This window comes from Flavobacterium sp. HSC-61S13 (assembly GCF_024171535.1).
Taxonomy (GTDB): domain Bacteria; phylum Bacteroidota; class Bacteroidia; order Flavobacteriales; family Flavobacteriaceae; genus Flavobacterium.
Map to the genome: position 1 here is coordinate 123,475 of NZ_JALJZV010000003.1, position 22,806 is coordinate 146,280.

A 22,806-nucleotide genomic window follows, 5' to 3' on the forward strand; every position below is an offset into this window, starting at 1 on the left:
AATATACATTTTTTTTATACTAAGATTAACAATTACAACAGGTTCTTTTATCAGACACAAACATTAATTAAGCAAAAAACAACGACAAAAAAAATCAAAAACAACACAAAACCCCTATACAACCTAGATAATACTAAATTTCGAATACGGATTCCCTCACTGGTTTCCCGCCTCAATTTTAACATTTCGTATCCGTAAAAACAGAAGACAGCAGCAAACTTCTGTTTACTGCTGTCTTTTATAGATTTAGTCATGTATTCTGACTATAGGAATGTTATTCGCTTCAACTACCTATTGATCTGAACCCATCCCGTTCTGGTTTTACCATGGGCAATCACTACGTAGTAGTAGGTTCCATCGGGTAGCATTTTGCCGTTTTTATTTTGACCCGCCCATTGATCGGTATAATGACCGTCAAACGAGAATACTTCAGCTCCGTAGCGGTTGTAAATCTTAATACCAGATATCCCGTGATTGGATAAGTCAAAACGATCGTTTTTACCATCGCCATTTGGAGAAATCCCCCTTGGAATTGGGCATTCATTGAAGGTTAAAGTAAAATCACTTTCATCGATACACAAACCGTCATCAGACTTCGCATAAACATAAATGGTCTGAGTAAATCTAATTACCGTACCGGATACCAATTCTTGACCTTGACCTCCAGCCTGGGTGAAATATCGGTTGTTTCCTGTAAGCGGTTCTAGTATATAATTTTCACATTCTAAGGTTTTGTCATCAAAGACATCTGCTATAACCTCTGCAGTAATCGAAACCTGATAGGAAACTTCCTCATAACAGTCCCCTCCATTATCTTGGAGTACAAAAATCGTATGTACACCCGGTTCACTTAGTAAGTCTCCAGATTTATATTCTTGACCGGCTTTTGCCGATTTAGTATAATAATGCTGCCCCGCTTCCAGATCAGGAAATAGATAAGCTCCACAGATATGAATATCCTCTCGATCTTCGGGAATGATTCCAGTATTTGTTCGCAAAAGCCAGTTAAAACTCTCGACACAGCCCGTTCTTAGGTCGTCCACTCTAATCTGAATTGTTTTGTTTATTTCAGGATTTTCAATCAAGAATTCCTGTGGATTGACAATTTCCATTTCCTCTGGCATCTGATAATAAGCGAATTGGTAATCCTCTGCAGTGGCTCCAGACAACATCTGCGCTTCGATCTGGGTCAAGTCTAAAACTATCGGAACTACAGATTTTCGACAGAAATCCAAAGTTTCCGGTGCTTGCATCACTGTCGAGATAGGTGGAAAAATCTCGATGATTCGTTCCCCTTCTACCATACAACCGATTTCCGTATATTCGCCAATTACCTTATAAACCCCACTCTCACAAACTTCTAGATCGGGCTGATCTGCTCCAACGATCAATTGACCGTCTTTAAACCATTGTATACCCACATTGTCAATTCCCAGTCCAGAATGTATGGTCACACATTCGGTATCACATAGCGCCGTCCCTTGAGACACGAGTAAATCCGCCCCGAGATCAAGATTCCCCAGATTAAAACTACCGGCGTTAAAAAACACCGCCGAGGAATGTGCCACCGTACTGCAAAAATCAATCACCGCCAATTTGATGCGGTATTTACGTCCTGGAATCACGTGCACAGTCTCCGATTCCATAGGTCTGGTTAATCCTACGAAATCAATATATCCATAATAAGGATTATCAACATTATTGGCATAATGTTTCCAATAGAGTTCTGGATACGAGCTCGGACAATTTTTTCCTGTTTTAGAAGTATCGGTAATGGTATGCAATGCAATTGGAACATCCGTTCCTTTGATCTTTGCCAAATTCACTCCTTCCCCGGTGGTTTCGTCAATCAACCAAGCGGCAAATAAAGCTCCTGCAGCACAACCCACATTAGTACAATCGGAATGGTAACTGTTGGATGCAAATAGATATTCAAATTTAATCGAGTCTTTTATCGAGAAGAAATCAAACTCGATCTGAGTTACCCGTTTCTTTGGTATGTTAACCGGACCTCCTCCTGCATCTGCAATGGCATCATTGATATCCTTATCCCCGAGCCACCTTTCATCATTAGCTCCCCGTCTATCAAAGGAACTATTTTGGGCTGGACCTGGCACGTATTGAACTTCATTTGTCGACAGTACTATTCCTTCCTCAAAAGGAAAATCCGTTTGACCTTTATTAAAGTAACCGACCGTATTATAAGACATTGCCTTTGGACTGCCATCGCCATTTTGATATCGCACATTGGACACCAAATCACAATTGGACTTAATCAGCACATCTTTTACCAATTCCTCCAAGGTGTAGTCTTCTCCACTCGGACTCACTTCCAAATAATGTGGAGAAATGATACAGAGGTTAAACATCGCTTTCAGATTTGCACTGGTGGTAGCTAATCGGACGTAATACTTTTGTCCCGGAGTTAGATTATTAAATGATTTAGATGTTATGCTAGACGTCAGCGTAAAGCACTCAATAGCTGTATTGGTGATCGAATCACAAGATTGACCATATAAAGCTGCATACAAAGTAGGTCTTGACGATCCTTTCCAATCTTTCAGCTTCAATTCTTGTTGTTTATACTTAGCGGTAAATTCAAACCAGATATCGCGTTTTACAGTGGTATTATTTTCACAGCTCGGCCGCACCACTGTGGCTGTCTCCATATTTAAGGTAGAGGCAGAAACCACTTGTTCACATTCGAAGCCTTCACTAACCGGAATCGTTATGGCTCCTTCACAACCGTTGTTTTCGTTAACCACCGTCATTCCATCACGGCTAGTTGACCAATCACTAGTTGTTTGTCCATCTTGGCATTTGGCTCTAACATAGAAGGTATAAGCCCTACCCGATTGCAATCCCGTTATCGTGGTTTGCGGATTACCCGAAACTGAAGTTATTGAAATTGGCGTTGCCGTCTCATCCTGACCGTAATCAACAACCAAAACCTCCCATTGGCTAGTCGATCCGTATTGCTGCCATTCTAAATCGACAGTAGTATCCGTCTGATCAACGATTTTAACATAATACGGTTCTGGACAATTGATCACTTTTTTAAGATGGATGTTATCTAGATATAAATACGAATTATTATTACTCACCATACCCACATGCCAACCAATATACACATCGGCCTGTATCTTATCTACAAAAACGACCTCTTCGACATAATCACCCAATCGATAGGTTTTTGCGGGTACTAAGATCGAATCGAATTTGGTCACATCAGCGCCTTGTGTCGACAAGCGCACCTCGAAATTGTTATCATTGCCCGTCGAGGTTCTATAATGGTATTTTAACATATATAGACCACCATCTAACCTAAAATTTGGGGAGATTAACCAATCGTCATAAGGTTTAACACCCGAATAATACATGGCTTGATTGCCCTCATAAACATTGCTTGTCGTGGTTCTCCAAATAGATCCTAATCCAATCTCTTCTTTGTCTTTATTAAAGCTCGTCCAACATCGAATAGTGTTTGTATTTGAATTAAATCCTTCCCAAAAAGGCGACTCGTAATAATCACATAGAGTCACAAATTTAAAAGGTCCATTCCATATACTGTATGCTCCATTACCACAAACCGTACGCACATAATATTCGTAGTCGGTATTGTGTTCCAACAATACCCCTAAATGATCCAGCGTCGCGGTTGTCTGTTTTTGATTGGTTAGCAAACCATTGGAAACCGGAGGCCCACCTCCTTCTTTTTGTATATAATATTCCCAAGAATTCGCATTAAAATCATCGGTCCAACTCATGGTCACTTCTCGTTTTCCGACCGCAGTCACTCCCAATTTCAAGGGCTCGGGACAACCCGTAACCTCTTCTATAAAAACATTATCCACATAAATATCGGTATAACGTGATGACGAGGTAACATGCCATGCTATATTCACAGCGCCGGTGATTCCAGAAATAAAAACATACTCCTGCCTCCATTGGGTGATTGGGTCGTACTTCTTTTTGGGCACCACTACTTTGGTGAAGTTTTTAGTATCTACCCCCAAATTAGATGCTAACACTTCGAATTCGTAGTCGTAAGTAGTACTTGAGGCTGTTCTATAATGATATTTTAAACGATAGAACTTATTTTGTTCCATTACAATTTTAGGAGATATCAACCAGTCATTATGCGGTAATTTCAAAGTATCACTACCTGAAGAAAAGCCGTCAAAATAGGCCGCATGAGTACCTTCATATCGCGTTGTCGAAAGCCTCCAAATATTAGAATTACCGTTCGGCGTAACATCTCCATTTTCATCAACAACAGTCCAGCAAATTAAGGATTTCGAATCCGCATTAAAGCCCTCCCAAAATGGCGTCGGATAGTCAATGCAACCGGTTCTGAAATCAAATGGTCCAGACCACTCACTGTACTCCCCATTGCCACAACTCGTTCTAACATAAAATTCATAGGGCGAATTGGGTTGAAAGGCATTGCCCGTAAAATCCTGAGTCACTATGGTTTCTTTACTATTCGTTGCAATTCCTGCGGTCGTCGGTACGCTGCCTCCGGGTTGCTGTACCACATATTCCCAGCTGCTGCCGTACTTATCACTCCACAACAGCGTAACCTCATTGTATTTTTCGTCTTTAGTATTTAACGCTAAAGGTTCCGGACAAGTCAGCACTTCTTCAAAGAAAACATTATCTAGATAAAGATAGGTCGCACTATTTTGGGTAGTAACCTGCCAAGCAATATTGATCTCAGCAGTGATATTGTCTACAAACATTTTTCTTTCTAGATAACTTGAGTTTCTATGCCCATTTTCGACAGCTAAAACCGTGTTAAAATCATTTACAGCATTGCCATTCGTTGACAGCATAACCCGAAAGTCATTCGAGTAAGAAGTACTTGTTTTAAAATGATATTTTAGTCGATATATTTTAGAGGCATTAATATTAAAAGCAGGGCTGATCAACCAATCATCGTGTGTTCGGTTTGACTGTCCATAAAAACTCATGGCCCGATTCCCCTCATAACTATCAAATGAACCACTAGTAGTCCAGATATTAGAGCCGGTTGGCGAGGTTGCATCGTTATTCGCATCAATAATACGCCAACATTGTATAGAAGGACTCGTTGTATTAAAACCTTCCCAGTACGGCAATGGCAACGCATCACAGCTCGTTTTAAAGAGAATTGGTCCCACCCACGGACTGTTTTTACCCGGGCCACAACTCGATCGAACATAAAACTCATACCAGGTATCGGGTTGTAAATTGACAGACCCCGATCCCGATGTTCTATTGACCTTTTGCTTTTTTGTTTTTGTTAAAGCACCACTACCTACGGGTTGCACGCCCGACGGCAGTTGCACATAATATTCCCAGTTGGCATTCACACTGTCTTTCCATTCAAAGGTCGCTTCATCCTTTTTTATATCCGTTACTTCCACTTCTTCATCTGGCCCGTAACAATCAATCTTCTTAATCGACACCAAATCGATATAGACATCCGCAGTTCCTGTAGCAACGACATGCCAAGCGAGATGAACAATCCCTGTAACATTTTGAACAAACAGCGTTTTTTTTATGTAAGTAGCGTTGTTCCGCTTTTCCGCAGGCTGCAAAACCGTTGTAAAGTTAGCAGGGGCTTTACCGGTGGTAGAAAGCAATACCTCAAATTCATTGGAATATGAAGTCGACGTTCGATAATAATATGTTATGGCATAAATACCGCCATTCATTTCAATTTCGGGAGAAATCAAATAATCATCGTGGGTTGTCGATGAATTACGCCCATCAAAATACATCGTTCTATCCCCTTCATGCACCGAAGAATTATGTTGTCTCCACGCATTAGCACCATTGCTCATGCGATCATTATTATGGTCAATTATGGTCCAACAAGCATAAGTATTTGAGGTTGTATTAAATCCTTCTGAATACGGAAGAACCATCGGTAGACAATCGGTCCTAAAATTAAAAGGTCCTATCCATTCTCCAAAAATACCGTTGACACATTTAGCGCGAACATAAAAATCATAGATGGTGTTTGCTGTAAGCGGACTGTTGTTGAAATCATTGGTAAGCACCACTTGCGTAGTGGTTGTAGGTACTCCCGCCCCCATCGGTCCGTTACCATTGAGTTCATCGACATAATACTCCCAAGAGTTATTGATGCTGTCTTGCCACGATACGGTAGCCTGCGATGTTAAGATATTCGAAAACTCCAAATTTTGAGGTTCTATACACTCTAATTCATCGACAAACACATGATCGATATAAAGATAGGTATAACTCTGAGTGGTCACGTGCCAGGCAAAATATACGGATCCATGTAAATTATCCAGATAGACAATCTCTTCTCTCCAATCTCCATTGCGGTCAATCTTTTTCGGTACTACTACCCTAGTAAAATCGCTGATGTCAAAACCATTTGTTGACGCTAAAACCTCAAATTCGTTGTCGTACGAAGTACTTGTTTTGTAGTGATAACGCAGTTTATAAGTTTTGGTGGAATCGACTGTAAATTGCGGTGAAATCAACCAATCATCATTACGCGGACCGCCGTAGAAATACATACATCCATTGCCTTGAAATGTCCCAAAATTATAGGGCCTCCAAATATTACTTCCAGTAGGTGAGGTGGAATCTTTATTTTGGTCGACAATTTTCCAACAAGATTGAGTTGTTGAATCGGAATTAAAACCCTCCCAAAACGGCAAACTAAAAGCCATACACAAAGTCCTAAAATTAACGGGGCCCACCCATATACTCTTGTCAGTAGCTGCACAAACCTTTCTTACCCATACAAAATAATTTTGATTGGGCGTTAGATTAGTTAACGTTGTAGTTAATGCATTGGTGACCGTAATTACCGGGGTCTGATTGCCGGTAGGCGCTGTATTGTCAGTACTTAAGTAAACCTCATAATTATCCGCAGTACTGCCCGAAGGAGCTGTCCACGCCAACACAGCACTTGTGGTTTGCACCTGGCTCTGTACGAGGTTTTTGGGACCAGGACAACTGACTTTAGACAATTCTACATTATCAACCGCGGCTGGAGGTTGATTAAAAACGGAACTGTCGTTAATCCACTCGAAGACTATTTTCACTTGTTGTCCAGCATATTGCGTGAGATCAACTACTATTTTTTCCTCCACAAAAGCAACTTGCTCACACATGTGCTCTTTTACCTTGACTCCACCACTGCTAGTGACCGATATTCTACTACCTGCAGTTGGGGTAAATGTTGTAGGTATCACCCACACGTTCATATAATCGTATACGCTCGTAATTTTTTCCCCAGCTAATCGCCAATCAAAACTCAACAAATACTCACTGGTATTAGCTGCAATCGGAATCGCTTGACTCACCGCATGAGAAACCGCGGCGCTACCTGAATAAGTATTGGATACACCGCTATCATCTGAGATGTACATCGATTTAGCACCCCCATTATTAACTGCTGTACCAATATACCAGCCGTTATACGTATCATTAAAAAAAGTCCATTTGACCACTCCATCAAAATCGTCGCTAAAAACAACATTGGCCGGATTGGTTGTTTTTAAAACAGCTAAGGATTCAAATATAAAGCAGGGCTGTAAATACAGCTCTGGGGCAAACGCTCTTGCTTGCCATAAGACAGGCTCTTCATAAATTTCTGTTCTTAACCCGGCACCGTAACTTTTAGTATTTGTAAACAGAAAACCAAGAAAAAAAATGAAAAATGAAAATAAAAGGTTTAATTTATTCATAATTCTATATTATTTAGTTATTTAACGCTCATTATTTCAAATATATACATTAATGACATATTTATTTTACTAAAAATGTTAAAAAAACGAATTAACAATTAAACTACAAACCTTAAAAATATTTAATTAAAAAACTTACAACCAACTCAATACCCTCTTAAATATATTGTTAAAAAGCCGTTTCTTTATGTTAACGAAAAGCAAAAACAGCAGTAACAACTGCTATTTAAAAAGCTAACTAACAAAACATTACGCTAATTAGTCGACATCAATCGCTGATTTCACTATCCAATTAGACCATTGACTTCGACTTCAATTTCTTGTTTCGCGCTGATCTAAAAAAAACGGGGCTATCTCCTGTGAGATAACCCCGTTTTTGTAACCCGAAATAAACCGCTAAGTCCGTGCGACATAGTTATGGACTCAGACCGTTTACCCCATGCTATTTATTGATTTGCACCCAACCCGTTCTCGTCTTTCCATGTGCAATCACCACATAGTAATAAGTGCCATCGGGAAGCAATTTTCCACTTTTATTTTGTCCAACCCATTGATTGGTATAAACACCTTGATATGAAAACACCTCTGTACCATAGCGGTTGTAAATCACCACACTGGTAGCTCCGTGTTTGGACAAATCAAAAGCATCATTAAACCCGTCGCCATTTGGAGATATTCCTTTGGGAATAGGACATTCTTCAAAACGTACTTCGAAACTACTTTCATCAATACACAATCCATCGGGCGACGAGGCATAGACATAGATTCTTTGCGTATCCAGAATAATCGTTCCGACAGCCAATTCCGTTCCCCGCCCACCACTTTGAGTAAAATAGCGGTTGTGTTCTGATAGCGCCTTGAGTTCATGAAACTCGCATTTCAAATTTAGATCAGCGAAAACATCGGCTTTTACCGCCTCGGTGATGGCTATATGATATGCCGTCTCCTCATAGCAACCCGCGCCATTATCCTGAAAAACGTATATTTTATATAATCCAGCACTATCTAATACATCACCCGGTTTATATTGATCACCCTGAGCGGCGGCTAGCGTATAATATGCCTGATTGCTTTCCAAAGCAGGAAAGGTATACGTTGCACACACCTTAACGTCTTCACGAGCCGCTGGCATGCTTCCCGCCGTAGATTTTAAGGTGATTTCAAAAATCTCCGTACAACCGGTATATAAGTCTTCCACCAATTGATAGACCTTGACATCAAATGCGGTGACTTTGACCACATATGCCTTAGGATTCGCAACGGCATTTTCACCGATTTCGGCCGCTGCTTTAGTTTCGAAATAGGTAAAGGCATACCTCATTGGATCTGCCGTACCCAGCATTCTTTTCTCTACCTGAGTCAGGTCGATCTCCAAATCCTTTAATGACGTTCGACAAATGGTCAAAATCTCCGGTTTAGCCAAAACCTTAGAAATGGCAGGAAAGATCTCGACTTTAACCGAACCACTCGTTTCACAATTCACTTCTAGGTATTTTGCCATAATTTTATAGGTTCCACTTACAGTGACCTCTAAATCCGGACCCTTTTCATTCGGAATCAAAACCTCGTCTCTAAACCATCGGATATCCACTGCCGCAGGATCTGAACTTAAACCCGATTTGATCGTTTTCGATTCTCCATCGCAAAGGGCATTGTTGGTTTCTACCAACATATCTACACCTAAGTCCACACTGCCCAAATCGAAACTCGCTGCGTTAAAAAACACGGCAGAGGTATGTAAAACATTGGGACAAAAATCGGCGACAGCCAATTTAATGCGGTATTTTTTACCAGCTTTTACAGGAATCTTCTCAGAGCTCATCGGCACGGTTAGCCCCACGTAATTAACCGGAGCATCCAATTTACTGTCCTGAATGTTATCATAGTATTTCGAGAAAAACGTAGGATTCATACTTCTACAAGCCGCTCCCGACTTATTGGAATCGCGTATGGTCGACAAGGCAATAGGTTCTGTAGTACCCGGAACTAAAGCCAAATTTTGCCCCTCACCCGTTGCAATTTCCGTCAACCATGCCGCAAACAAAGCACCTCCCTCTTTACAGACATAGGTACAGCCACGATCATAACTTTCCGAGGCAAAGAGGTATTCAAAATTCAACGAATCCTTGATCGGTATAAAGTCAAATTCCAAAACCGAGACATATTTATCATCGCCAAATCCAACACCTCCTACCTGCTTAATGACCTCATTCAAATCAGCATCACCTGTCCACTTCGGAACCTTGTCCTTCGACGGAACATAATGATGAGGTCCTGGAGTATATTTGACCGCATGCGTTGCCAACACAATTCCTTCCTCAAATGGAAAGTCGGCAGTAGCCTTATTAAAGTAGCCCAAGGTATTGATCGCACTGTTATCCCCTGCCTGATATTTGATATTGGATACCAAATCACAATTTGATTTAATCAAAACGTCTTTAACCAATTCTTCTACACTGTATTTATCCCCACTCGGACTCACTTCCAAACTAGAGAATTGCGATGTAGTTATACACAAACTAAAGATAAAATCGGGATTTTTAACCGTGGTAGCCACCCTTAGAAGATATTTTTTACCCGGAACCAATCCCATAATAATACCGTCACGCCCCATATTGTTAAACGAGAAACAACTTATCGCCGTATTTACAATAGTAGCGCAATCCTGATCATAAATCGCAATATACATGGTCGATGACGAACTTCCATTGCTTTCTTGATTGCTATATATATCCGTCATCTTCAACATGTGTTGCGTTGAAGTAGCGGTAAATTCAAACCACACATCTGTCTTAACTCCTGTTGCATGGCAAAACGGTTCCGATATTTTCGAAATATTTGCCCCAGAGAAAGTTGCCGATATGGTTTTCTCACATTCCAAACCGCTGTTTACCGGTATGGTTAATGCCCCCGAACATTCATCGTTTAACCCCACTTTGATTGCGGTATTCAAGGGCGTAGACCAATCACTGGTCGTAACATTATCCGAACAAACAGCTCTTACAAAAACGGAATATGCTTTGCCTTCACTCAAACCAATTAAAGTTGTTTTCGGATTTCCTGTTACTTTTTTAATATTGGCTGCCAAGCCCGTTGGCTGGCTTCCATATCCGACGATTTCCACTTCCCAATTTGTTATTCCTCCATCTTGCTGCCACTCAATATCGATACTATTGTTAGTAACCGCAGTGGTCTTGACATAATACGGTTCTGGACATCCTATTATTTTTTTGATACTCATCTTATCTATACTGACTAAGGTCCTGATGCCGGTAGAAGAGACCGCATGCCAGCCAATATTGACCACTCCTTGGATATTATTGATAAAAACCACCTCTTCTACCCAAGCTTTATTTAAGTATTTCTTGCGAGCGACCAGCGTTTGTTTAAACTTGTCAACAGCCACGCCCTCTGTCGAAAGCATTACCTCAAATTCGTTGTTAAAAACGGGCTCTGAATCGGTTAAATAATAGTATTTTAAAACATAAGAACCCCCATCCAATTCTAACATAGGCGATATCAACCAATCATCAGATCGCGAACTTAATCCAAAATATTTCATAGCCTGATCGCCTTCATAAGAACCGTCCGTTGTAGTTCCCCACATATTTTGTGTCGGAGCATTCCCGTCTTTATTAACATCGACTATAGTCCAACATCTCAATGTTTTGGAATCGGTATTAAAACCCTCCTCAAACGGGATTTGATAAACATCGCAACTCGTGAAAAACTTTACAGGACCACTCCAAATACTAAAATCTCCACCACCACAGACCGCTCTAACATAAAACTCATATTCCGTATTGGGTAGTAAATTTTGACCCAGCTGATCTTTCGTAATCGCATTTTCTTTTACCGTGGTATGAGTCCCCGCAGCTAGAGGAATTCCCTCCCCCGCTTTTTGTACCACATATTCCCAACCCGTTCCATTAAAAACTGTCGATTCCGTCCAAGATAAAGTCGCCTTGTCCTTTTCTACTTTAGAAACCTCCAATTTTAAGGGTTCTGGACATCCCACAACCTCTTCGATAAACACATTATCGATATAGAGGTAAGAAATGCCTTTTGTAGTGACGTGAAAAGCCAGGTTAATATCACCACTGACTCCACTGATAAAGGTAATTTCCTCTAAAAAACCACCATTTCTATATTTATCTTTAGCAACTACCACCTTAGTAAAATTGGCAATAGCCATACCCGAGTTCGACAACAGTACTTCAAACTCGTTGTCGTATTCACTAGCGCGGTAATGGTATTTTAGTCGATAAATCTTATTGGCGGCAAAAGTGATTACCGGACTTACCAACCAGTCGTCGTGAACAAAATTACCCGTTCCATAACCGTAGAAATACATCGATTGCCCTCCTTCATAATTGGAAGTACTGGTTTTCCAAGAATACAAGTCGTTGTTGTTGTTTAAAACCGTCCAACAACGCAGGGTTTTGGAATTCACGTTAAAACCTTCCCAGAATGGGGTTGTAAATATGCTGCAATTGGTTTTAAAGCTAAAAGGGCCCGACCAAATACTGTATTTCCCATTTCCACAAACGGTGCGTACATAGACCTCATATTCCGTATTGGCTTCCAAGTTTTTTCCAGCACTGTCTTTAGTAATAGGATTGGTTTTAGTTTTAGTCGCTGTTCCCTTAGCAAGCGGCATACCCGTACCTGGAACCTGAACCACATACTCCCAATCGGTGGCTTGAAATTCATCGACCCATGTTAGGGTCGCTTTATCAATCCCGATATTTGTCGCATCGATTTTTATAGGCTCCGGACAATCCAAAACTTCTTCTACAAAGACATTGTCGATATATACTGTAGTGGTCCCCGTAGACACGACATGCCAGGCTATGTTTACCTTACCGCTAAGTCCTGAAATAAAGGCTACCTCTTCGAGATACGTATCGTTTTTATAGGTTTTCTTACCAACGACTACTTTGGTAAATTTTACCGGATCAATACCCGCATTAGAAGCCAAAACTTCGAATTCATTATCGTTACTCGCAGTAGTTTTATAATGGTACTTTAAACGGTAAATTTTATTCGGTAAGAAATTAAAATTCGGAGAAATCAACCAATCGTCGTGTACTTTACCCGTACCTGAACCAAAGAAATACGCGTGTTGATCGCCTTCATAAGCCAAGGCTGAAGTTTGTAATTTCCAAATATTACTACTGGTAGGACCGGTTGAATCTTTATTTCCATCAAAGAAGGTCCAACAGTTCAGGTTTGTAGAAACCTTATTAAATCCCTCCCAAAACGGCAACACCATATCATCACATAAGGTTCTAAAGAGGTATGGTCCAATCCACTTACTGGTTTTTCCCTGTCCGCAACTCGACTTAATATAAATTTCATACTCGGTATTGGGTTGTAGATTCCCGCCACCATTGATCCGATTAATCGCCATGGTTTTACTGTTAGAGACCGTTCCACTGCCCACCGGTTCGGGACCCGCAGGCAATTGTACAAAATACTCCCAGGACGAATTTAAAGTATCCACTATGGTAACAGTTAGTTTGTCCTTTTCCAAACCACTGATCGCGATCTCATCATTTGGAGCAATACAGTCTACTTTTTCAACACTGATATTGTCGATATATATCATCGTAGATCCCGTAGAGACCACCCGCCACGCTATATTTGCATCGGCTGTTGTCCCTTGAACATAAACTACCTTTTTGACGTAATCCGCATTATTATATGACGTTTTTTCCTGTATGGTAGTCGTAAAATCAGCCACTGAAGTGCCCGTCGTTGACATCAGGATTTCCAACTCATTGTTGTAAGAAGCAATGGTTTTAATGTAAAAGGTAATTGCATAGATAGCGCCACTCATTTTTAAGGTCGGAGAAATCAACCAATCGTCGTGTTTTTTACCCGTACCAGAGCCCGAGAATTGCATGGTCCGATCCCCCTCTTGTGGTGAGAGGTTCGATTGCCTCCAAATATTGGTACCCGTCGGTGAGGTCGAATCGTTGTTCCCATCCACTATAGTCCAACAGCTGAACGTAGTCGATGACTGATTAAAACCTTCTTTAAAAGGTAACGTCTGCACATTACAGGCAGCCAATAAGGTTTTCAATTCCTGCTCTGCAAGATTATTGTATTCGATAATTCCAGAGTTTACACTTTCTTTGTCACCGAGGCTTCCGATGTGTGAAAGAAATTCTTTAGTCGAAGTAAACAAGGAACTCATACTGTTTTCCACCTTCGAGGCATACATAAAGATACCCAGAAATAGAAGTAAAAAGAATAATAGTTGTTTTCTCATAATTTAATGTTTTGCTGGTTTCCTTTCAAATATATCAATTTTATTTAACCAAACATTAACATCAAATGTTAATACAACCATATATACCGATAATTTACCCCATAATAATGCGATTTGACAATTCTACAAACAAATTACCGCTAAATATTTAATCCGAAAAATATTATTTTCGCAATACGCAAATAAATCGCGAATAATTAAGATATTATTCACGTTTTGAAACAAAAACAGCCGTTCGCTTCCCTAGCTTGTTTTAAGTATCCCCATGCAACCAGAACATACTTTTAACAAAAAATCCCAACTTTTTTGGGTTGGGATTTTTTGTTGCAATCAACAGTATGATGATAGTAAGTACTCTATTTTGTGCATACCAGCATCATGCTGGAGCGAGTGGTTTTTTTGATCTAACTTAGCTTATTAAACAAGTAAGCCATTCCAATAAAACACATAACACTTATATTTATAAGTGTTTTTTAAACTACAATATCAAGAATACTTTACTTGTTTTTCAATTTTTTATATTCCCGAATTAATTCTTTTAGCTGTCGATTAGAAGTGACGTCCACATCCTTATCTGATAGAAAATGCTTAAACTTGAAATTACTTTTATAATTTTTCAACATAATTTCCTGATCAACAATTAAAAGTTCATTTCTCAAATGTTGTTTTTCAGCTTCTATTACACCAAGCAATTCGAATTTATCACCAAAATCTCTGCGAAAAGTAGTGGTATTAAAAGGAATCGCGTTTAGAATTTGCATTTGTTTTTTTGATTTTAGATCCAAACCTCCAATGATTTTAATCGCAATTTCTTCAACCTCATTTTTTGATAAAAGATCTAAATTTTCAGGAAAAAGCGATTCAACTTGTTGTTGTTTCTTTCCCTTTTTGTAGTCCGCAGATTTAGAAGCCGATTTATTTACCGTTTCAGTAGAAACAAATCCACTTCCAAAACATTTTTTACAATTACTATTTAAGCCTTGGCAAGTACAAATTTCAGATCTCATTTATTTTATTGTTATAGTAATTATTTATAAAAGTATTTCATTTGCAAAACTAATCAAATTCTGTTTCAAAATAGTTTAAAATGTTTTCGTAATTATGTTGTGTTTTATACCTCCTTACAGCAAGAAATGAAATTCAACGCAGTCAACACTTTTATGTTCAGAAATTCATTACTAATATCCCTCGATTAAACCGCAGTTAATATACAAAGAAACCGAATGCTATTTTAACAAAAATGGAAGATTAGCTTTTATCGATAAACTACCTTTATAAACACAAAACCCCAATAGGATTGAGCGTTTTGTTTTTATTATAGACCACGCGAGAGGACCCATAAATCCGCAACTCTATACCAGAAGTTGATATTTTATCATTTATAACTACTAAGGATGAAGAAAAGTATCTTAAGTAATTATTTAGGTTGCCTAAAGAGCATATTTTCCCCTGTAAAGGATTTATTCTTTCTATTTTTATTTTAATATGTTGAAGAACTTTTTGAAAGATACTATATAAAAAGTGGTCAGGTGTACCAATGAATAGTTCCATAAATTTTCAGATGCCATTGTCTGGAACGGTAAACCCACTTTGCAGGAATAGCAATAAATCTAAAAATAAATTTTTTGATTCTATAATTTGGCTGTAGACCTTTTACTTTTTTAGAGAAGAGGTTTATGATATAATGGTAAATATTTCTGCAAATGGCCATGATTTGTAAATAGACTTGATTTTGTTCCAATGTAGAAAAAGGCAATTTTTGCCATCCAAAGTCATTTTTTAGAACATCAAACTCCTTTTCAATCGTTCCTCTTTGATTGTAATAAAAAACAATGTCGTCAGGCTTACTTTGTTGATCATTGGTGATGATGATCGAGTAAACACAGGCTTCTCCAGTAAAGGTATTTATCTGACCATCCTTTCTTTTTTCTTTGGTTACAATAAACCTATACTCGTGGAGATCATCTTGCAGCTTATAATCTTTGGCAGCTCTCTTAAAAGGCGTATAGTATACTTCGCCTCTAAAGATTCCGTCTTCTTTGTCGCCTACAACCTCCCATTCTTTAACCGATGAAATGACGGTATCCATTGTTGAGGACATTCTCGCCTTGACATAAAATCTGTTCGTATGCTTTTCAATGGTTCTTATAGTTCGAAACTCATACGAAGCACTATCTGCCCTAAATCGATCTGTTTTAATATTATGATTCTCAAGATGCCTAAACATTCTTTCAAGTGTTTCGGACTGCAAAATTCCCGCATTGCTTCTTCCATTTCTGTTTTCTACATAAACAACATTTGATCCTACTAACGCAACTCCTGGAACATATCCATAGCATTTTTTATAGGTGATTTGCGCATCTTCTTTTTCGGTATAACAGACGGTATTGTCATAGTCTAAATCAACCATCGTGTCGGTGAATTTTGTTATCCTTTTAAGGATCTCAAGGTTTAATTGAGTCAGTTTCTCATTAATGGCAAATTGATGTAAGTGCTCACCCCGACCAGTAGCAAATTCAGTAGTAGGTTCAGCAAGTTCTTTTAAGCGGTTCAAAACCCTGTCGGGGCTGGGAATTTTAAGCTTTGGCGATTGAGAAAAGTTAGGTTTAAAGTTACTTGACAAATCTTCTGCACAGTCACCACCACAAAAGAATACAGACCAATAACTATAGAGTAAATCTCTCCAATTATATTTACTTTGGGCTCCCAATTTGGGCAGGGTTTCATTAAGAGTCTTTCCAATCTCTTTATTATCGAGTTCTGCAATAACAAAATTCAAGCCGCCAAAGGCCGAAATCCCATTGGAATTCAATATTTTCATATCTGCTTATTAAGTATCACCAATTTAGGTGATTACATTAAGAACGCAAAGAATTGACTATTAAATATTTACCTTTTTCATTAACAGTCAGTTGCGGATTTATGGGAGGACTCGCGCGGTAGCGGGGGAGGAAAACCTAGTAATACACTTAGTTATCAGATGAAGAAAACTTAATTTTTTCATGATAATGTATGACCTTATCCTTTGGCACAGAAGCAGGCCTATCAACTATAAAGAAATCCTTGTCAAAATACGTCATAGTTGTCTGAATTTCAACTAAATAATCTGATTTTTTATCTACTAAAACCTCGTATATAAACCCTTTAATGTTTTGCTTACCTGTTTTAACAAAGTCAACTGCAAAAAAACCACTATTTGTTCCACTATAGAAGGTATCTACTCTAGTCTTAACAATATTACTGTAGTCTGGCTTTAAACCATATCCTATACAAACATTTTCTTGACTAAATTCCCCGAGTTTTTTTCTGTAAACAATAGTTCCAGTAGATTTTCCTACATACAAGGTATCGGGAATTATAAATTTAACATAATCGCTCTTACTTTCATCTACATTACCTTCAGAATCAAAAAATTTTAATTGAGCAACAAATGAGGTGTCTTTTTCTATCATATAATAAACCTGCTTTTCTAAAATTGTTGATTTATAATAATTCCACCATCCTGTCTTTCGCTTATTAAAAAGTCTCCCCTCTATACTCAAATCACCATTTTCATCAAATCCTTTGTAGAAGATATATGGGTAATGCAATTGAGTAATATAGTTTTTAACTTGATTATTTTCATAATACTCAAATAAGGTATCTCGTTTTAAATCATCTTTGATTTCAAAAATATATTGTAGCTGACCGTTTTTGTGGTACCACTTATCACTTATAACTACTCCATCTCTTAGTATATATTCCTTCTTTAACTCACCCGTACTATAATATTCTTTTCGAAGTTTATTATCATTACATGAGTAAATAACTAACACATATAAAACAAATATTTTTATTTTCTTAGTCAAACCTGTTTTTTTACTTAGTTAACACTTTAGTTGATTCCCCGCTGCCGCACGAAATGAAATTCGACGAAGTCAATCCTTTCGTGTGGCACATGCACCTCAACAATACTTAATAAAAAACACTCTCTGCACAATATTACTTTACGTTAGAAGTTTTCTTAACTATAAGATTCATACACCACTACTTTATCAACCAACCCCGCTGCCGCACGAAATGAAATTCGACGGAGTAAATCCTTTAGTCTAGCAAAATTCATTATACTAATATTCCTCTCTTAAACCGCAGTTAATATACAAAGAAACCTCATTATATTTTAACAAAAATGGAAGATTAGCTTTTATCGATAAAGTGCCTTTGTAAACGCAAATCTTCCAATATAATTTAGCGTTTTTGTATGTAATATAGACCACACGAAAGGATTCGTGCGGTAGCGGGGGAACAGAATAAGGTTCTTAAAGTAACCTAATTTACATAATCATTTTACAAATGTTTTATGTGTAAATTTTGTTTCTATATATTTAAATCTAATACTATCTCCTTGAGCTATTTCTACCACATCTAAAAAGATAAAAGTTATCACCTTATCCCCTACATGACCAAAACTTTTAATTTTCAATGTATCATTTGTCAGAACATTTTCAAAAGCTTCATAATCATAATTGCTGAGGTCTTCAATTCTTTTATTATAAACTGAATCTTGAATTATATAGTATATTTTAATAAAACGGTTTTTATTTATTTCGTAATTCTGATATTCCGAATCGTATAAATAGCTTATAAAATTTATTCTATCTGAAATCAAAGTATCGGCACTTTTACTAATTACCAATTCCGCTTTTTTTAAGCTTTTTTCTGAACGATTTAATTTCGAATCCTCTTTACATGAATATAAAGAAAAAACGATTATCAAAATAAAAAATTTTCTCATCAATTAATCTTAGTGTTTTTTCTGGCTGTTTCTTGCGCTGCCCCCTCTCTTTTATAAATATGATGTCTGACATTTGCTTCTTCCTTACGCGAAACAACCGTATCAGTTCTTTCTTCACTAGAAACTTTTAATTGTACACTACCATCATTTCGAACATCAGATATATAAGTACGCTTGGTGTTTTCTATAGTTATCTCATCAACAGCTTCCCCTGCTCCTGCTCCTGCTTGATAACCTCCAATTAGGTCGCCTACAATCTCAACAATACCTTTGCCTTTAGTAGAGGGCTTAAAACTTGGAGAAGCGTCAGTAACTTTATCCACATTAGTTTCTCCTCCCGACGTTCCAGTAGTTCTATCATTTTGCCCCCCTCCATTCTTCATAACCATTGTTGTTTCTACATCTTTTGTAAATCTTAGTAACTTTTGAGGTTCTGCAGGAGTAAAAAGATCACTAACCCAATCCACGGCCCTTTTAAATCCTGTATGATTATAAACCATTTCGGCAGTAGATTGTTTTTTCTTTCCCGGACCAGAAGACTCCGCACTCATCCCAGTAGGATCAGTCATATTTATTGGATTGTTGTGAACATAATGGTATGGAGTCCATCCTGGGAACTGCTCCGCCAACGGGTCTACACTCAAAAATATACTAGCTCCCGGATCATAATAACGCGCACCATAGTAATAATAGCCTGTCGACTCATCGAACTCTGCCCTACGGGCGATTTGTTCGACAAAAGCTCATCCGCTTTTACCTCCAAAGTCATTGAATTTATAGACATTTTCAAAGATGTTGTTGGTACTTTGCTGTACCATGACTTCTCCAAAAGGCAAATACTCAATATACTAATATCCTCTCTTAAAACGCAAGTAATATACAAAGAAACCGAATGCTATTTTAACAAAAATGGAAGATTAGCTTTTATCGATAAACTACCGTTTTAAAAACAAAACTCCCAAAATGATTGAGAGTTTTTGTGTTTAATAAAGACCACGCAAGAGGACTCGCGCGGTAGCGTAGACGAATACTTTTAATAATCACCACACGAAAATATTCGTGCCGTACCACACGAAAGGATTCGTGCGGTAGCGGGGTGCGGGGATTTCATTTCGTGCACTAGCAGAGGATTTCGTACGGCAGTAGGCATCGTTATTGACACTAATAATTCAAAACTTTTTCTTCTTCAAATAAACTAAAAAACACATTACAAATACGACTAGAACAACTAAAGATAAATAATCATTTGTTGCTAAATAACCACCCCGCCTACTGTACAATAAATATGTCGCAAAACATATACCCGAAAAAGAAGCCCCTACAATAACTTTAAACCTATCTTTATTCATAATTATCAAGTTTTATTATTTAATAAAATCTATGTTTTATCCTCCCCTTGCACTCCAAATTTCTTAAGCTTTTCAACTAAATCTTTTATCTGCTCTACATTAAAACAGTATACGTTTGCTCTAGGTTTTATAATAAAAGTATTTCCTGCCTTTAAATAAAATCTATCATAAATCCCTCCACTAGTGATAACTTTTTTATAATCATAGCTCAATTCATCTAATTGAAAAACCTTCGTTCTAATTGAACCTAATTTAAAATATCTGTATTCTAATCGTCTATTTTCACTATCTACTTTAAGCTCAATATCACTATAAAAAAAATTTACGCCTGAAAAAAAAACAACCATAGAAACCAAAACAAAATACTCATAACCTATAACATAATCCATTATTAATCCTATCGAAATTAGAAAAACAATCAATAAATAATCTATTTGTGCTTTATATAAAAATATCATTTTTTACTACTTTTTATCGCTTTTCCAAAATCCATATATCCGTTCACTGTACCATATATAGAATAACTATTAAAATACACATTGTGTCCTTGCTCAATTTTTTTAAAAGAGTTAATTGTGTTTATACTATTCCCCCGCTGCCGCACGAAATGAAATTCGACGAAGTCAATCCTTCACAGTGCCAAACATTCTATATTATTCCCCGCTGACGCACGAATCCTTTAGTCTAGCAAAATTCATTATACTAATATTGCGCTCCTAAACCTCAAGTAATATACAAAGAAACCGAATGCTATTTTGACAAAGTTAGAAGACTTCCTTCTATTGATAAACTGCCTTAGTAAACACAAAACGCCCAATTTGATTGAGCGTTTTGTATGTACTATAGACCACGCGAGAGGACTCGCGCGGTAGCGTAGACGAATACTTTTAATAATTCGAGGTACCACATGAAAATATTCTTGCCATAGGACATGAAAGGATTCGTGCGGTGGCGGAAGAAAGTTGCTCTTTCTATCTTTTTAAAAATAACTCTTTATTTTTATAATCAAAAAAATAATTCCGACAAAAAACAAAAGAAAGTTACTCAAATAATAATTTGTTTCTATAGGAAAACGAGCTCCACCTTTGAATTTTGGTATTTTAGTTTTTAATATCCCTCTTAAACCTATTATTATCATAATTAGATAAATGATTATATATCCCATACTATTTTCTCTATTTTGTCAACATCTTTTCTGTATCTGCCCCTATAGTTTTATCTAGAGTTAGATTAATACCATTAATTAATGTAGTACTTCCTTTATCTAAACCTTTTCCAATTGCTCTTTCTGTAGCCTTTATACCATAATTACCACTACGCGCAAAAAATAAAGATATTCCAAATTTAGCCATTGCTTTTTTCTCCTGCCCTTGCCCAGCTAAAAATAGCGATTCAATTCCAGTACCAATCAAACTCATCCCACCACCAATAGCCATCAAAGCAGCACCTACAGGAGCTCCAACACCTGTAATAGAAAAAGATAAACCTGTGTATGTTGAAGCATCCCCTGCATTTTGCAATCCGGAAGCGAATGATTTTAATGGATTATTTTCACTTATATAATAATCATCACCAGTTCTCATTGGACTAAAACCTACATCAGTAGTACTACCTGAGAGATTATCTGATACCGAACCATCTTTATTTAGATTATAAGATTCAAAACCACTAGTTCCATTATAAGACAATGATTCTGATACCGTTTCTACATTTCTATATCCTTTATCTTTTGCCTCTTGTTTAGTATTAATTTCCGCATCATAGGTAAGCAGTTTGTCACCTTTATTTGTAGAATGTTCTATCCACCCAGGATCCTCCGCACTCATCCCTGTCGGGTCAATCATATTAATAGGATTGTTGTGTACATAGTGGTACGGCGTCCAGTTTGGGAACTGCTCCGCTAACGGATCCACGCTTAAAAATATACTCGCTCCCGGATCATAATAACGCGCACCATAATAATAATAACCTGTCGACTCATCGAACTCTGCCCTACGGGCGATTTGTTCGACAAAAGCTCATCCGCTTTTACCTCCAAAGTCATTGAATTTATATACATTTTCAAAGATGTTGTTGGTACTTTGCTGTACCATGACTTCTCCAAAAGGCAAATACTCTATATGCTAATATCCTCTCTTAAAACGCAAGTAATATACAAAGAAACCGAATGCTGTTTTTACAAAGTTGGAAGACCTACTTTTATCGATAAACTACCTTTTTAAAAACAAAACTCCCAATAGGATTGAGAGTTTTTGTGTTTAATAAAGACCACGCGAGAGGACTCGCGCGGTAGCGTGGGAAAGGATTCGTGCGGTAGCGTATCCGGAGATTTTTAATACTGGCGCACCATCAGGGAAAACTCAAGATAATAAATGTTCATAAATATAATCGCTATCGACTTCTCCCTTTTCTATTAAAACTTTAAAAATCTTAATCAAAGCCTCGAGTTTAGTTGAATCTCCAGAAGCCGTAAACTTATGTTCCTCAACATCATACCCTATCCAGTTTTGTTCTGAAACTTCAAATAGCTCCCATTTTTTAATAGGTATTATAGAAGTAATATTTAGAATTTCTATTTCTAAAAGCCAGCCTGGATTATCTAATGACTGTATTCTAACCAAGTTTTCATGTTCCCATTCTCCATCACAGTTAGAGCTGTACCAATCTTGTAACCATTTTATCATATTTATA

The 22,806-nt window shown here is 37.7% G+C and carries 10 protein-coding genes; all 10 read right to left on the reverse strand.

What is annotated here, in order from left to right:
• Nucleotides 1-287: 287 nt before the first annotated feature.
• A complete protein-coding gene (locus L1275_RS04215; RefSeq protein ID WP_253470148.1) occupies nucleotides 288-7,715 on the reverse strand; it encodes a choice-of-anchor J domain-containing protein in 7,428 nt (2,475 codons plus the stop codon).
• 442 nt (nucleotides 7,716-8,157) lie between these two features.
• The gene (locus L1275_RS04220; protein ID WP_253470156.1) at nucleotides 8,158-13,992 is read right to left on the reverse strand and encodes a choice-of-anchor J domain-containing protein; all 5,835 of its coding nucleotides are present in this window, start codon (nucleotides 13,990-13,992) and stop codon (nucleotides 8,158-8,160) included.
• A gap of 497 nt (nucleotides 13,993-14,489) precedes the next feature.
• Entirely contained in the window at nucleotides 14,490-14,999 is a 510-nt protein-coding gene (locus L1275_RS04225) for a hypothetical protein (protein WP_253470158.1), read from the reverse strand.
• A 518-nt stretch (nucleotides 15,000-15,517) separates the two neighbouring features.
• On the reverse strand, nucleotides 15,518-16,813 hold the full coding sequence (locus tag L1275_RS04230) for an IS1380 family transposase (RefSeq protein ID WP_253470160.1): 1,296 nt from the start codon (nucleotides 16,811-16,813) through the stop codon (nucleotides 15,518-15,520).
• Nucleotides 16,814-16,961: 148 nt separating this feature from the next.
• Nucleotides 16,962-17,840, reverse strand: coding sequence for a hypothetical protein (locus L1275_RS04235; RefSeq protein WP_253470162.1), 879 nt, complete (start codon nucleotides 17,838-17,840; stop codon nucleotides 16,962-16,964).
• 473 nt (nucleotides 17,841-18,313) lie between these two features.
• Nucleotides 18,314-18,766: a hypothetical protein gene (locus L1275_RS04240; RefSeq protein WP_253470164.1), complete on the reverse strand. Its 453-nt coding sequence runs from the start codon at nucleotides 18,764-18,766 to the stop codon at nucleotides 18,314-18,316.
• Nucleotides 18,766-19,494 carry an RHS repeat-associated core domain-containing protein gene (locus tag L1275_RS16565; RefSeq protein WP_371923419.1) on the reverse strand — a complete coding sequence of 243 codons (729 nt, stop codon included), beginning with the start codon at nucleotides 19,492-19,494 and terminating at the stop codon, nucleotides 18,766-18,768. The genes L1275_RS04240 and L1275_RS16565 overlap by 1 nt, the downstream gene beginning before the upstream one ends.
• Nucleotides 19,495-20,144: 650 nt before the next feature.
• A complete protein-coding gene (locus L1275_RS04250) occupies nucleotides 20,145-20,573 on the reverse strand; it encodes a hypothetical protein (RefSeq protein ID WP_253470166.1) in 429 nt (142 codons plus the stop codon).
• Nucleotides 20,574-21,290: 717 nt separating this feature from the next.
• Nucleotides 21,291-22,118 (reverse strand): RHS repeat-associated core domain-containing protein, encoded by an 828-nt coding sequence (locus L1275_RS16570; RefSeq protein WP_253470411.1) that lies wholly within the window; start codon nucleotides 22,116-22,118, stop codon nucleotides 21,291-21,293.
• Between the two features lie 357 nt (nucleotides 22,119-22,475).
• On the reverse strand, nucleotides 22,476-22,799 hold the full coding sequence (locus L1275_RS04260) for an immunity 53 family protein (RefSeq protein ID WP_253470168.1): 324 nt from the start codon (nucleotides 22,797-22,799) through the stop codon (nucleotides 22,476-22,478).
• Nucleotides 22,800-22,806: the final 7 nt, after the last annotated feature.